Source organism: Nocardioides sp. NBC_00850, assembly GCF_045207335.1.
Lineage (GTDB): Bacteria > Actinomycetota > Actinomycetes > Propionibacteriales > Nocardioidaceae > Nocardioides.
In genome coordinates, this window is record NZ_CP108845.1 from 5,342,410 (window position 1) to 5,355,527 (window position 13,118).

Consider the following 13,118-nt stretch of genomic DNA (forward strand, 5'->3'; position numbering starts at 1 on the left):
GGAGAGGCTCGCCGAAACCGCAACGATACGGGGTGCATCCACTTCGCCGAACCAGGGGATGCCTGTGTTCACCGGGTGTTGCGGAACGGCTGACAGAGGCCCGCGAAAGCGGCCTCCAGGGCAAATGAGAGATCGCGCCGGTAGGGCCACCGGCGCGATCTCGGGTCAGACTCTCCGGTCGCCTCAGGCGCCGAACCAGAGCTTGATCTCGCGGTCGGCCGACTCGGGCGAGTCGGAGCCGTGGACGAGGTTCTCGCGGTTGGAGAGGGAGTAGTCGCCGCGGATGGTGCCCGGGGCGGCCTTGCGACCGTCGGTGGCACCGTTGAGCGCGCGGACGACCTCGATCGCCTCGTCGCCCTCGAGGACGGCGGCGACGAGCGGGCCGGAGGTGACGAAGTCACGCAGCGGCGGGTACCACGGCTGCTCGACGTGCTCGGCGTAGTGCTCGTCGGCCATGCCCGCGTCGATGGTGCGGTGCTCCAGTTTCACGATCGAGAGGCCCTTGGCCTCGTAGCGGGACAGGATCTCCCCCACCAGGCCCCGGCGGACGGCGTCGGGCTTCAGGATCACGAACGTGCGCTGCGTCATGGGGCCGAGCGTATCGGTGAGGGCCCGCCCGGGCACGTTCGGGCCGGTCGCCGCTGTGCACTTGTCGGCCATGTTGAAACCATGTCGGTGGGATGCGGCAGGATGGCGCCCCGTGACGACAACCCCATCAGCTCCGACGCTCGCAGACTCGATGGCCGCCATCCCGGCCCGCATCGCCGAAGATCTCGGGGTGCGCCCGGCGCAGGTGACCGCAGCGGTCGCCCTGCTCGACGAGGGCTCGACGGTGCCGTTCATCGCGCGCTACCGCAAGGAGGTGACCGGCGGCCTCGACGACGCCCAGCTGCGTACGTTGGAGGAGCGACTCGGCTACCTGCGCGACCTGGAGGAGCGGCGTGCCGCCGTGCTCGCCGAGATCGCGAAGCAGGACAAGCTCACCCCGGAGCTGCAGGCCTCGATCCTCGCCGCCGATACGAAGGCGCGGCTGGAGGACATCTACCTGCCGTTCAAGCCGAAGCGTCGCACCAAGGCGATGATCGCCCGCGAGAACGGGCTCGAGCCGCTGGCCGACGGTCTGCTGGCCGACCCGTCGCTGGACCCGGTCGTCGAGGCGGAGAAGTACCTCGGAGAGCAGGTCGCCGACACCAAGGCCGCGCTCGACGGCGCCCGGGCGATCCTGGTCGAGCGGTTCGGCGAGGACGCCGACCTGATCGGCACGCTGCGGGAGCGGATGTGGAAGCAGGGTCGCCTGGTGACCCGCGTCCGCGAGGGCCGCGAGAACGACCCGGCGGCGGCGAAGTTCTCCGACTACTTCGAGTTCTCGGAGGCGTACGCATCGCTACCGTCGCACCGCACCCTGGCCGTCCTGCGCGCGGAGAAGGAGGAGGTTCTCGACGTCACCCTCTCCCCCTACGCCGAGGAGCCGGAGCCGGGCGAGGTGACCGACTACGAGCGCTCGATCGCTGCTCGTTTCGGGATCACGGACTCCGGCCGTCCGGCGGACAAGTGGCTGGCCGAGACGGTGCGGTGGGCGTGGCGTACGCGGATCCTCTTCCGCCTCGAGCTCGACATGCGCACCCGGATCCGCACCGCCGCCGAGGAGGCCGCGATCGCGGTCTTCGCCGACAACCTGCGCGACCTGCTGCTGGCCGCGCCGGCCGGCACCCGGGCGACGATGGGCCTCGACCCCGGCATCCGGACGGGCGTGAAGGTGGCCGTCGTGGACGCGACCGGCAAGGTGGTCGACACCTCGACGGTCTACCCGCACGAGCCGCGGCGCGACTGGGACGGATCACTGGCCACGCTGGCGAAGCTGGCGAAGAAGCACTCGGTCGACCTGATCGCGATCGGCAACGGCACCGCCTCGCGCGAGACCGACAAGCTCGCCGCCGACCTGCTCAAGCTGCTGCCGGACCTGAAGATGACCAAGGTGATGGTCTCCGAGGCGGGCGCCTCGGTCTACTCCGCCTCGGCCTACGCCTCCGCCGAGCTTCCGGATCTCGACGTGTCGATCCGTGGGGCGGTGTCGATCGCGCGCCGTCTCCAGGACCCGCTGGCCGAGCTGGTGAAGATCGAGCCGAAGTCGATCGGCGTCGGGCAGTACCAGCACGACCTGCCCGAATACGGGCTCTCCAAGTCCCTGGACGCCGTCGTCGAGGACTGCGTGAACGGCGTCGGCGTCGACCTCAACACCGCCTCGGCTCCCCTGCTGCGCCGGGTCTCGGGGATCACCGAGTCGCTCGCCTCGGCGATCGTCGCGCACCGGGACACCAACGGCCCCTTCCGCACCCGCCGCGAGCTCACCAAGGTGGCGCGACTCGGCCCGAAGGCGTTCGAGCAGGCGGCCGGGTTCCTCCGGATCCGCGGCGGCGACGACCCGCTCGACATGTCCGGTGTGCACCCGGAGGCCTATCCGGTCGTCAACCGCATCCTGGACAAGGCGTCGGCGGACATCGGGTCGCTGATCGGCAACGCCTCGGCGCTGAAGTCGCTGAAGCCGTCGGAGTTCGTCGACGAGAAGTTCGGCCTGCCGACGGTCACAGACATCCTCGCCGAGCTCGAGAAGCCCGGACGCGACCCGCGTCCGGAGTTCCGCACGGCGACCTTCTCCGAGTCGGTGCACGTGATCGCCGACCTGCGTCCCGGCATGGTCCTGGAAGGCACCGTCACCAACGTGGCCGCCTTCGGCGCCTTCGTCGACATCGGCGTCCACCAGGACGGCCTCGTCCACATCTCCGCGATGTCGGACAAGTTCGTCGAGGACCCGCGCGACGTGGTCCGCTCCGGTGACGTGGTGCGCGTCAAGGTCCAGGAGGTCGACGAGGCCCGCAAGCGGATCTCGCTCACGCTCCGGCTCAACGACGACGCTCCCGCGGAAGCTCCCGCCAAGGGCGAGTCCGGCGGCCGCCCCGGCCGTGGCCAGCGTGGCCAGGGCAAGGGCGGACCCAAGGGCAACGGCGGCGGCAAGGGTGGCGGGCGTCCCGGTGGCAACCGTGGCGGCCAGGGTGGCCAGGGTGGCGGGCGCGGCTCGTCCGCGCCGGCCAACAGCGCCATGGCAGATGCGCTGCGGCGCGCCGGTCTCAGCTGAGCGTCGCCTGTTCCTTCGTCAAGGTATGCAGGTCAAGGGTCACATCCCCAGCGGACTTCCGCACGGGATGTGACCCTTCGGCTACATACCTTGACGAAGGTCCAGCCCGGCGGCGCGGCGTACGACATCCTCCGGCACCGGCCCGGTCGCGTCCTCGGCGGTGACCGGGGCGCCGGCGACGCGGTGGATCGGGATGACCCCCGCCCAGGTCCCGGCCTCGATGTCGTCGGGGTCGTCGACCGGCCCCTCGGCGCGCGCCTTCATCGACGCCTCGGCGAGCGGGAGGGCGAGTACGGCGGTCGCGGCGAGCTCCTTGCGGGTCGCCGGACGCAGGGTGTCCCAGCGGCCGGGGATCATCTGGTCGACGACCAGGGCGAGGGCGCGCTCGCGCTCCTCTGGGTCCTCGACCAGGCGTGCGCGGCCGATGACCACGGCAGAGCGGTAGTTCATCGAATGGTGGAACCCGCTCCGCGCTGCGACCAGACCGTCGAGCTCGGTGATCGTGACGCACACGTCGCGCTCCAGCGCCCGCGCGAGCCAGCCGGCGGCCACAGAGCCGTGCAGGTAGAGCGACCCGCCTGCGTCCGGGCCGTCGAGATCGAAGCCGTACGCGGTGGGCAGGACGACCGGGTGGGCCTCGTCGCCCGACCCGACGGTGACGCCCAGGTGGGCGATGAGTGCCTCGCCGAGGAAGGTGTGCAGGCGCTCGCGGTCGGGGACGGCGCGGTTCTTCCCGCGGCTGATCCGGGTGCGTGGGGTGGGTGACAACGTCGTGCTCATGGCACCATCCTGGTAGCGAAGTGGCCTGCATGCACGGGCCAATTCCGACCGACTCCGACAGGCCATTCGAACCGATGCTCCCCGTGACCCTCGACCGCACCTCCGGCGAGCCGCTCCCCGCCCAGCTCGCCGGCCAGGTCCGCGCCCTGGTCCTCACTGGCACCCTCGGGACCGGCGACCGGCTGCCTTCGAGCCGTGCGCTCGCGGCAGACCTGGGCGTCTCGCGCGCGGTGACTGAGCAGGCCTACGACCAGCTCACCGCCGAGGGCTGGCTCGAGGCGCGCCGCGGATCCGGGACGTACGTCACCGCGACCCGCACCCCGACGACCGCAGTGGCACCCCAGATGACGTCTCGGCCGACGCGGCCGACGCCTCGGCCGACCGGGGTGACGTCGCGATTGGACACGGGCACGCCGTTCTTCGACCCGCGGCTGGAGCCGGGATGGCGGCGGGCGTGGCGGGAGGTCTCGGTCGCCACTCCCCCGCCTGGCTACGACGATCCGCGCGGTCTGCTCGAGCTGCGTGAGGCGCTGGCGGCGAGGCTCGGACGCACCCGCGGCCTGGAGCTCCATCCGGACGAGATCCTCGTGACCGCGGGCACCACAGACGGGCTTCGCGCGCTGCTTCCCGAGCTGCGGCCCGGGCCGGTGGCGGTGGAGGACCCGGGATACCGGGCCGCTGCCGAGACGGTGCTCACCTACGGTCGTGAGGTCGTCGACCTGCCCGTCGTGGAGACGGTGAGCGACCTGGGTGATGCGGTGGCTGCGTACGTCACTCCGGCGCATCAGCACCCGCTGGGACGCGTCATGCCGGCGGCCGACCGGCTGACCCTCCTGGAGGCCGCCCGACGGGCGGACGCGGTGGTGATCGAGGACGACTACGACTCGGAGTTCCGCTATGACGTCGCGCCGGTGCCCGCGATGGCGCGGCTGGACCGCGGCCGGGTGGTCTATCTCGGCACCGCGGCGAAGTCGGTGGTCCCGACGCTTCGTCTCGGCTGGCTGGTCGCGCCGCCCGATCTGCACGAGCTGATCCTGCGCCGCCGCACCATCACCCACGCCGGCGCCGCCTGGCCCTCGCAGCGCGCACTGCTGACGCTGCTCCGCGACGGCTGGCTGGACAGGGCCGTACGCTCCGCCCGCCGCGTCTACGCCGAGCGCGCCCCGAGGGTGGCGGAGGCGATGACCCCGTACGCCACGCTCGCCGGCCCGCTCGCCGGGATGTACTCCACCTGGCTGCTGCCCGAGACGGATGCGCGCCGAGCCCGCGACGCCGCCCGAACTGCCGGCTTCGAGATCAACCTGCTCTCCACCTACGCCCGCTCCAGCGGCCTGACCGGCCTGGTGATCGGCTTCGGCGGAGTGACCGACGCGGAGCTCGATCAGGCGCTCGCCGCGATCACCGGCGCGCTCAGGGCCTAGCGGCCGGGTGCGTCGTCCTCGATCAGGTCGAAGAGGTTCTCGAGGCTGTCCGGGTCGTCCTCGCCACCGCCGACGGCCCACCCGGAGCTGGTACGCCGCAGCTGCGCGCCGACGAGCCGGCACGACTCCCCGGCCTTGTGCGCGTAGTGGGCCGTACGCGTCCGCGGCCGCCGCAGCACCAGCGCGTTCCCGCACGCCGGGCAGAGTGCCCAGTCGGTCGCGGTCTCGTCGTCGGTTGCCATCTGAAGCTCGTCGCGCTCCTCCACGGCAGCCAACCTACCTGGGCTCGGCCTCTTCCCCGGCGCTTTCCTCGGCGGCGATCCGGTCGAACGCCTCGAAGGCCGCGGCCCGCTCGCTCTCGATCTTGCGACCGAGGATGTCGGCCATGCCCCACAGGACCGCGAAGATCACGCCGACGACGAACATGATCGAGATCAGGAAGCCCATCCCGATCGCGACGACCTGCAGCGCCCAGCCGAGCCAGTAGGCCCAGGGGCGGCGCAGCAGGCCGGCCACCACGATGCAGGCCACGAAGAACCCGAGGCCCAGCGGGAGCGCCAGCCCGGCGGAGACCCCACCGATCGAGATCATCACGGGTGCGGCCAGCGCGACCGCGAGTCCCTCCATCGAGATGATCGCGGCACACATCCCGCGGCGCGGCGACTTCTCCCGCTCACTCGTCATCTGCGTCCGCCTCCAGATATGCCTCCAGCTCGGGGTCGGCGGTCGGGACGACCCGGGCGGTCCCAGCCGACCGGGCGGCCGGGCCGCGGGAGCCCAGCAGCGTACGCGCCTCTCCGGCGGTCACCACGGAGCCCGTCACCAGCACCGCGCCCTCGGAGATCGAGCCGCCGCCGGAGGACTCCGACAGGCCGATCGCGGCGTCGATGGCGTCGGCGAGACGCGGGACCACCGAGACCCGTTCCTCGCCGTAGAGGTCGACGGCGATCTTGGCGAGCTCGACCGCGGGAAGGGCTCGCTCGGTGGAGTTCTGGGTGACGACGAGATGCTCAAGCACGGGCTCGAAGACGGCGAGCAGACCCTCGACGTCCTTGTCGCCCATCACCCCGATGACACCGACGACACCGGAGAAGGAGAAGGAGTCCTCGAGGGCGGCGACCGTAGCCTCGGCACCGGCTGGGTTGTGGGCGGCGTCGAGCAGGACGGTCGGGGACGACCGCATGATCTCCAGCCGCGCCGGCGAGTCGACCTTGGCGAACGCGTCGCGCACGAGCTCGTCGGCCAGCACGGTGTCTCCCAGGAACGCCTCGACCGCGGCCAGCGCCGTCGCGGCGTTCTGCGCCTGGTGGGCGCCGTAGAGGGGCAGGAAGAGGTCCTCGTACTCCCCTCGCAGGCCACGCAGCGTGAGGATCTGTCCGCCCACGGCCGGGGTGCGGGAGACGACCCCGAAGTCGGTGCCCTCCCACAGCAGCCGGGCGCCGACCTCTGCCGCGTGCTGGTCCAGCACCGCGGCGACCTCGACGGACTGCTCGGCGATCACGGCGACCGAATCCGGCTTGATGATCCCGGCCTTCTCGCGCGCGATGGCGACCGGGTTGTCACCGAGGTACTTCGCGTGGTCGACGGCGATCGGGGTCACCACTGCGACGTCGGCGTTCGCGACGTTGGTCGCGTCCCAGCCACCGCCCAGCCCGACCTCGACGACGGCCACGTCGACCGGCGCCTCGGCGAACTTGGCGTAGGCCATCCCGACCATGGACTCGAAGAACGACAGCGGGTGCGGCTGGTCGTCGTCGACCATGCCGAGGTAGTGGGCGACGTCGTTGAACGCGGCCACGAACTCGTCGTCGGTCAGCGGCTCGCCGTCGATCGAGATCCGCTCGTTGATCCGCTCCACGTGGGGCGAGGTGAACCGCCCCACGCGCAGGTCGAGGGACCGCAGCAGCGTGTCGATCATCCGGGAGGTGGAGGTCTTGCCGTTGGTGCCGGTCAGCTGGATGATCCGGAACGCGTTCTGCGGATCACCGAGGATCTCGAGCAGGGCGCGGATCCGGTCCAGGGAAGGCTCGAGCCGGGTCTCGGGCCAGCGCGACTGCAGCGCTTCCCAGACCTCCTCGATCGTGGCCGCCAGACGCGGCGCGGGAGTCTCACTCATCGGGTCGAGTCTATGGTGTAGGCGCTTCCCAGCGAATTGCCAGACCCGCTACCCTCCCACTCATCTCGGACTGAACCCCATCCCCCCACAAGGTCCACCATTCATGCGTACGCTCCGGGCTGCTCTCGCGGTCTCGTTCCTGGCCGTTGCCTACGTCCTGGCTGCCTTCGCGCTGGTCGGTCAGCAGATGGCCCCACGGCGGCGCACCAGGTCCTCGGGCGACCCCGGCGGACTCGTCCTCACCGAGCAGGAGCAGCCCGGGCTGTGGGCCGAGGTCCGCGCGCTGGCCGCCACCGCCGGGACCCGCGCCCCCGACGAGATCCGGCTGGTGCCGGAGGTCAACGCGGCGGTCAGCGAGGAGACCAGCCTGCTCGGGCTCAGGACCGGGACCCGGCGCATGTTCCTCGGCGTACCTCTCCTCCAGGGCCTCTCCCGCAACCAGCTCCACGCGGTGCTCGCCCACGAGCTCGGCCACCACAGCACCAGCCGCTCCCGGCTAGGCGCCCTCATCCACCGGAGCCGCCTGGCGATCGCCGAGGTCGCCGCGGGCCTCTCCAACCCGCTGGTGAAGCGGCCGTTCCGGACGTACGCCCGTCTCTTCTTCTCCCTGACCCGCCCGCTCGCGCACGCCCATGAGATCGACGCCGACCAGCTCAGCGCGACCGTCGCCGGGCCGCGGACCGCGGCCACCACGCTGCGCACCCTCCCCGCGCTCGACGCCGCCTGGCACATCTACCTGGAGCAGTACGTCGAGGCCGGCACCCACTACGGCCTGCGGCCCACGCGCTTCTTCGACAACTTCACCAACCTGATGAGCGACCCCGAGCGGCTCGAGGAGCTCGCCAGGATCAGCGCTGCGCCGCCCGAGGCGAAGACGTCGGCCTACGACTCACACCCACCGATGGCGGAGCGGATCGAGCGACTGGAGGCGATGGCCTCCGCGGACGAGGCGGACAATTCCGGCAACGCCGCCAGCATCCTGCGCTACCCGTCCCAGAACTTCCTCGCCCTCGAGGACAAGACGTTCGCCGGCTCGGGTCTGACGCCGGCGCCGATGGCCGAGATCGTGAGCGTCGCCGGCGCCCGTGCGGCGGCGATCAACGCCGAGACGCTCCTGAACGCGATGCAGGAGAACCAGATCGTGCCGGCCACCGTCCGCGGGGCCCTCGACCTGATCGCCTCCGGCAACCTCGACACGCTCCTGGACCTGGTCGACATCGAGTCCACGACCCCCGAGGCGGCTGGCAACGAGGCTGACGAGGCGAAGCGGAAGGTCATCGCCCGGCTTCTCGGCGCCGCCATCGCCCACGAGCTGGTCGGCGAGGACAAGGCGCGCTACGAGCTCAGCTGGGCCGGTCCGTGGCGGCTGGTCGACATCGCCGGCCAGGAGGTCGACCCAGAGGAGCTCGCCTACGAGGCGCTCGGCTCCCCCGGCTACGCCGCCGCGCTGCGCGCCTGGGTGCACCAACTCGACGCGCAGGTCGACGCCGAGACGCAGGCGGACCCTGACGCCGAGACGCCGGCCCCGTCGCCGCCCGACGGCTACATCGGCGCCTTGGCCCCGATCTCCGGCGACGGCTTCCGTACGCTCCTGGTGACCGAAACAGGGCTGATGCTGCTCAAGCCCTCCGGCTCCGACCGCCTCGCCACCGGCCTGGCCTCGGTGACCTCCGGCTCGCCCGGCAGGAAGCTGATCCAGCGCGCCCTGGACAGGTCACCCGCCGAGCTGGCCACCGCCTCCAACTCCGCCTACCTCCCCTGGGACCAGATCCGCGCCCTCCACCTCAAGCAGAGCAGCAGCGGCCGCCGCTCCGCCGACATCACCACCGCCACTGGCGGAGGCTGGTCCCTGCGCTGGACCAACGCCGCCGAGTCGGAGGGCCACATCTGGCCTGCTGTCGACCACTACCTCGGCCGCCGCTTCACCGTCGACTGAGACGCCGAGTCGGCTCGTCAGGGGACGATCGTGTGGTTGGCCATGTCGACGACGGGGCGGTAGCCGATCTTGGCGTAGACGTGGTTGGAGACGGGGTTGTCGGCGTCGGTGAACAGGCACAGCCGGGTGCCGTCGGCGCCGAGGAGGCGTGAGGCCTCGGCGGTCACCGCGGTGCCGTAGCCGTGGCCCCGCTGCTCCTTCGGCGTGTAGACCGGCGCGATCCGGACCACGCCGTGCGCCGGCGGCGTCGCGCCGACCAGGGACACGACCTCACCGTCGACCTCCCACAGCAGCAGGAACTCCTCGATCCGGCGCCGCACCTCGTCCTCGCCGACCGCAGCGTGCTCGTGGGCGTAGGCCTTGTTCGAGGACTGCTCCCGGGCCGCGTGCCCGAAGTCGGCCAGCCACTCCCGGCACAGCTCGAGGTCGTCGTACGTCGCCGGGCGGGCGTGCCCGGGCACGCCGGACGGCATCACCAGCGTGCCGAGCTCGTGCAGACGCGACGCCATCGCGACGCTCACCTGCCCGCCCGCGAGCCGGGCGGTCTCCTCGGTCACCGTCCGGGCTGCCGGGAGCGCGCCGTTGGCCCCACCCGCGTACTCGCCCCTCGCGTGCAGCGCCCGCGCCAGCTCGAGCGCCGCGGGTTCGGGCATCGGGCAGACGTAGAGCGGGTACGGCTCGAAGTTGGCCGTCCGCATCGCCGCCCCCACGACCCGGTCACCCTCGCGAGCGACGGCGAACCACCGGTACGGCCCCTCCTGCTCCATCCGGGTGGCCTTCTCCGCGTTGGTGGCGACCACGTTGGCGGTCACCGGCTCCGCGGCGAGATAGTCCTTCGCGACGGCGAGGAACTCGGCTGGGTCGGTGAAGAAGTCGATGGTGCCCATGACCGAAGCATGGCGAGTGTGCAACGCCGGTCTCAACCGGTTTCGCGCCAGCCACCGCGCGCCCATAGGATTTGGTCCCATGACTGAGACCACGCCCACGCAGACCGCACCGGAGACGACTACGCCCGCTGAGCAGCGCGTAGTCGCCGTACCGGACAAGCCGGTCCTCGAGGGTCTGGAGGCCAAGTGGGCCGAGCAGTGGAAGAACGAGAAGACGTACGCCTTCGACCGCACCCAGCCGCGCGAGAACGTCTACTCGATCGACACCCCGCCGCCGACCGTCTCCGGCAGCCTGCACGTCGGCCACGTCTTCTCCTACACCCACCCCGACCTGATCGCCCGCTTCCAGCGGATGAACGGCAAGTCGGTCTTCTACCCGATCGGCTGGGACGACAACGGTCTGCCGACCGAGCGCCGGGTCCAGAACTACTTCGGCGTCCGCTGCGACCCGAGCCTCCCCTACGACCCCGACTTCACCCCGCCGGAGAAGCCGGACCCGAAGCGCCAGATCTCGATCAGCCGGCCCAACTTCGTCGAGCTGTGCAACCAGCTGGTCGTCGAGGACGAGAAGGTCTTCGAGGACCTGTGGCGCACCCTGGGTCTCTCCTTCGACTGGGACCAGCAGTACACAACCATCGGCAAGGTCTCCCAGACCGCCTCGCAGAAGGCGTTCCTGCGCAACCTGGCCCGCGGCGAGGCCTACCTGCAGGAGGCGCCGACCCTGTGGGACGTCACCTTCCAGACCGCCGTCGCCCAGGCCGAGCTGGAGGCGAAGGACTACCCCGGCTTCTTCCACCGCGTCGCGTTCCACCGCGCTGACGGCACCCCGGTCCACATCGAGACCACCCGCCCCGAGCTGATCCCGAGCGTCGTCGCGCTGATCGCACACCCCGACGACGACCGCTACAAGGACCTGTTCGGCAGCACCGTCACCAGCCCGATCTTCGGCGTCGAGATCCCGGTCCTGCCTCACGAGGCCGCCGAGATGGACAAGGGCGCCGGCATCGCGATGTCCTGCACCTGGGGTGACCTCACCGACGTCCAGTGGTGGCGTGAGCTCAACCTTCCCGCCCGCGCCCTGATCGGCCGCGACGGCCGCTTCTCCCGCGAGACCCCGGAGTGGATCACCACTGAGGCTGGGATCGCGGCGTACGAGGAGCTGAAGGGCAAGACCGTCCACTCGGCCCGCGAGGCCGTCGTCGCGATGATCCGCGAGTCCGGTGACCTCGACGGCGAGCCGAAGAAGACCCAGCGGATGGCCAACTTCTACGAGCGGGGCGACAAGCCGCTCGAGATCGTCGCCAGCCGGCAGTGGTACATCACCAACGGTGGCCGCAACCCCGAGCTGCGTGAGCAGCTGTTGTCCCGCGGCGGTGACCTGACCTGGCTGCCCGAGCACATGCGCCACCGCTACGACAACTGGGTCGGCGGCCTCAACGGCGACTGGCTGATCTCCCGCCAGCGCTTCTTCGGCATCCCGTTCCCGGTGTGGTACGCACTCGACGCCGAGGGCAACCCCGACTACGACAAGCCGCTGCTGCCGAGCGAGGACCAGCTCCCGATCGACCCGTCCACGGACGTCCCGGCCGGCTACGAGGAGGCGCAGCGCGGCAAGCCCGGCGGCTTCCAGGGCGACCCGGACGTCATGGACACCTGGGCGACCTCCTCGCTGACCCCGCAGATCGCGGGCGGCTGGGAGGCCGACCCCGACCTGTTCAGCCGGGTCTACCCGATGGACCTGTGCACCCAGAGCCACGAGATCATCCGCACCTGGCTCTTCGGCCGCATCGTCCGCGCCCACCTCGAGGACGGCACCGTCCCGTGGAGCCACGCGATGATCGCCGGCTGGATCCTCGACCCCGACCGCAAGAAGATGTCGAAGTCCAAGGGCAACGTCGTCGTCCCGACCGAGATCCTCGACAAGTTCGGCGCCGACGCGGTTCGCTGGCGTGCCGCGCTGACCCGCCCGGGCATGGACTCGCCGTTCGACGAGACCCAGATGAAGGTCGGTCGCCGCCTGGCGATGAAGATCCTCAACGCCTCCAAGTTCGTCCTCGGCAATGTCGGCGCGACCACGCTGAACCCGGTCGCGATCACCCAGCCGGTCGACTGCGCGCTGATGGCCCGTCTCAAGGAGACGATCACCAAGGCGACCGACGCCTTCGCGGCCTACGACTACTCCACGGCGTTGGAGGCCTCGGAGAAGTTCTTCTGGGAGTTCTGCGACGACTACCTCGAGCTGGTCAAGGAGCGTGCGTACGACGAGGACGGCGGTCTCGCCACCGAGTCCGCGCGCGCGACGCTCGCCACGGCCCTCCACGTCCAGCTGCGCCTGCTGGCCCCCTTCCTGCCGTACGTCACCGAGGAGGTCTGGTCGTGGTGGCAGACCGGTTCCATCCACACCTCCTCGTGGCCGCGTGAGCTCGAGCTCGGCACCGCTGCCGCCGCCGACCCGGCGGCGCTCGACGCCGTCGCGGCGACCCTGACCGGGATCCGCGGAGCGAAGTCGACCGCGAAGGTGAAGATGCGTCACCCGCTGGCCAAGGCCGAGGTCACCGGCCCGGCCAAGCTGGTCAAGGACGCCGAGGCCGCCGCGCCGGACCTCAAGCGGGTCGGCAACATCGTCGGCGACCTGTTCTTCACCGTCGACGAGAACGCCACCGAGATCTCCGTCACCGCTGAGCTGGCAGAGGTCCCCGAGGCCTGAGCCTCAGGCCGACGGAGCCCTACGACGGAGCAGGCCCCGGACCGCGATGCGGTTCCGGGGCCTGCTTCGTCCCTCACTCCAGCCAAGCGCCCGGGGGGACTCGCTCGGCCGGTCACTCTGGCGTGGTGCAGTCGCCAT

The 13,118-nt window shown here is 71.1% G+C and carries 10 protein-coding genes; 4 read left to right on the plus strand and 6 right to left on the minus strand.

Annotated elements, in window-relative coordinates:
• Positions 1-183 precede the first annotated feature (183 nt).
• Positions 184-588, minus strand: coding sequence for a nucleoside-diphosphate kinase (ndk, locus tag OH802_RS25830; RefSeq protein WP_045549664.1), 405 nt, complete (start codon positions 586-588; stop codon positions 184-186).
• 112 nt (positions 589-700) lie between these two features.
• Between ndk and OH802_RS25835 the strand changes: the two genes are divergently transcribed.
• Positions 701-3,133: a Tex family protein gene (locus OH802_RS25835; RefSeq protein ID WP_406023260.1), complete on the plus strand. Its 2,433-nt coding sequence runs from the start codon at positions 701-703 to the stop codon at positions 3,131-3,133.
• Between the two features lie 81 nt (positions 3,134-3,214).
• Here the strand turns inward: OH802_RS25835 and OH802_RS25840 are convergent, their stop codons facing one another.
• Positions 3,215-3,913: a pyridoxamine 5'-phosphate oxidase family protein gene (locus tag OH802_RS25840; protein ID WP_406023261.1), complete on the minus strand. Its 699-nt coding sequence runs from the start codon at positions 3,911-3,913 to the stop codon at positions 3,215-3,217.
• 74 nt (positions 3,914-3,987) lie between these two features.
• Here OH802_RS25840 and OH802_RS25845 point away from each other — a divergent pair, with 74 nt between their 5' ends.
• The gene (locus OH802_RS25845) at positions 3,988-5,334 is read left to right on the plus strand and encodes a PLP-dependent aminotransferase family protein (protein WP_406023262.1); all 1,347 of its coding nucleotides are present in this window, start codon (positions 3,988-3,990) and stop codon (positions 5,332-5,334) included.
• On the opposite strand, the gene OH802_RS25850 is transcribed toward OH802_RS25845, so the two are convergent.
• The 3 genes from OH802_RS25850 to OH802_RS25860 are packed head-to-tail and all read right to left on the minus strand — an operon-like array spanning position 5,331 to position 7,450.
• The gene (locus tag OH802_RS25850) at positions 5,331-5,576 is read right to left on the minus strand and encodes a competence protein CoiA family protein (RefSeq protein WP_406023263.1); all 246 of its coding nucleotides are present in this window, start codon (positions 5,574-5,576) and stop codon (positions 5,331-5,333) included. The two genes, OH802_RS25845 and OH802_RS25850, sit on opposite strands and share 4 nt — an antisense overlap.
• A gap of 34 nt (positions 5,577-5,610) precedes the next feature.
• Positions 5,611-6,018, minus strand: coding sequence for a DUF4233 domain-containing protein (locus OH802_RS25855; RefSeq protein WP_406023264.1), 408 nt, complete (start codon positions 6,016-6,018; stop codon positions 5,611-5,613).
• The gene (locus tag OH802_RS25860) at positions 6,008-7,450 is read right to left on the minus strand and encodes a bifunctional folylpolyglutamate synthase/dihydrofolate synthase (RefSeq protein WP_406023265.1); all 1,443 of its coding nucleotides are present in this window, start codon (positions 7,448-7,450) and stop codon (positions 6,008-6,010) included. The genes OH802_RS25855 and OH802_RS25860 overlap by 11 nt, the downstream gene beginning before the upstream one ends.
• Before the next feature lie 103 nt (positions 7,451-7,553).
• On the opposite strand from OH802_RS25860, the gene OH802_RS25865 reads away from it, so the two are divergent.
• A complete protein-coding gene (locus tag OH802_RS25865) occupies positions 7,554-9,386 on the plus strand; it encodes a M48 family metallopeptidase (RefSeq protein WP_406023266.1) in 1,833 nt (610 codons plus the stop codon).
• 17 nt (positions 9,387-9,403) lie between these two features.
• Here OH802_RS25865 and OH802_RS25870 read toward each other — a convergent pair whose 3' ends face one another.
• Complete coding sequence (locus OH802_RS25870) at positions 9,404-10,273, minus strand: GNAT family N-acetyltransferase (protein WP_406023267.1); 870 nt, start codon at positions 10,271-10,273, stop codon at positions 9,404-9,406.
• A gap of 79 nt (positions 10,274-10,352) precedes the next feature.
• Between OH802_RS25870 and valS the strand changes: the two genes are divergently transcribed.
• A complete protein-coding gene (gene valS, locus OH802_RS25875) occupies positions 10,353-12,980 on the plus strand; it encodes a valine--tRNA ligase (RefSeq protein WP_406023268.1) in 2,628 nt (875 codons plus the stop codon).
• Positions 12,981-13,118: the final 138 nt, after the last annotated feature.

Coding starts and splice junctions, on each gene's coding strand:
- ndk (WP_045549664.1), bottom strand. CDS start 588: ATGACGCAGCGCACGTTCGTGATCCTGAAGCCCGACGCCGTCCGCCGG.
- OH802_RS25840 (WP_406023261.1), bottom strand. CDS start 3,913: ATGAGCACGACGTTGTCACCCACCCCACGCACCCGGATCAGCCGCGGG.
- OH802_RS25845 (WP_406023262.1), top strand. CDS start 3,988: ATGCTCCCCGTGACCCTCGACCGCACCTCCGGCGAGCCGCTCCCCGCC.
- OH802_RS25850 (WP_406023263.1), bottom strand. CDS start 5,576: ATGGCAACCGACGACGAGACCGCGACCGACTGGGCACTCTGCCCGGCG.
- OH802_RS25855 (WP_406023264.1), bottom strand. CDS start 6,018: ATGACGAGTGAGCGGGAGAAGTCGCCGCGCCGCGGGATGTGTGCCGCG.
- OH802_RS25860 (WP_406023265.1), bottom strand. CDS start 7,450: ATGAGTGAGACTCCCGCGCCGCGTCTGGCGGCCACGATCGAGGAGGTC.
- OH802_RS25865 (WP_406023266.1), top strand. CDS start 7,554: ATGCGTACGCTCCGGGCTGCTCTCGCGGTCTCGTTCCTGGCCGTTGCC.
- OH802_RS25870 (WP_406023267.1), bottom strand. CDS start 10,273: ATGGGCACCATCGACTTCTTCACCGACCCAGCCGAGTTCCTCGCCGTC.
- valS (WP_406023268.1), top strand. CDS start 10,353: ATGACTGAGACCACGCCCACGCAGACCGCACCGGAGACGACTACGCCC.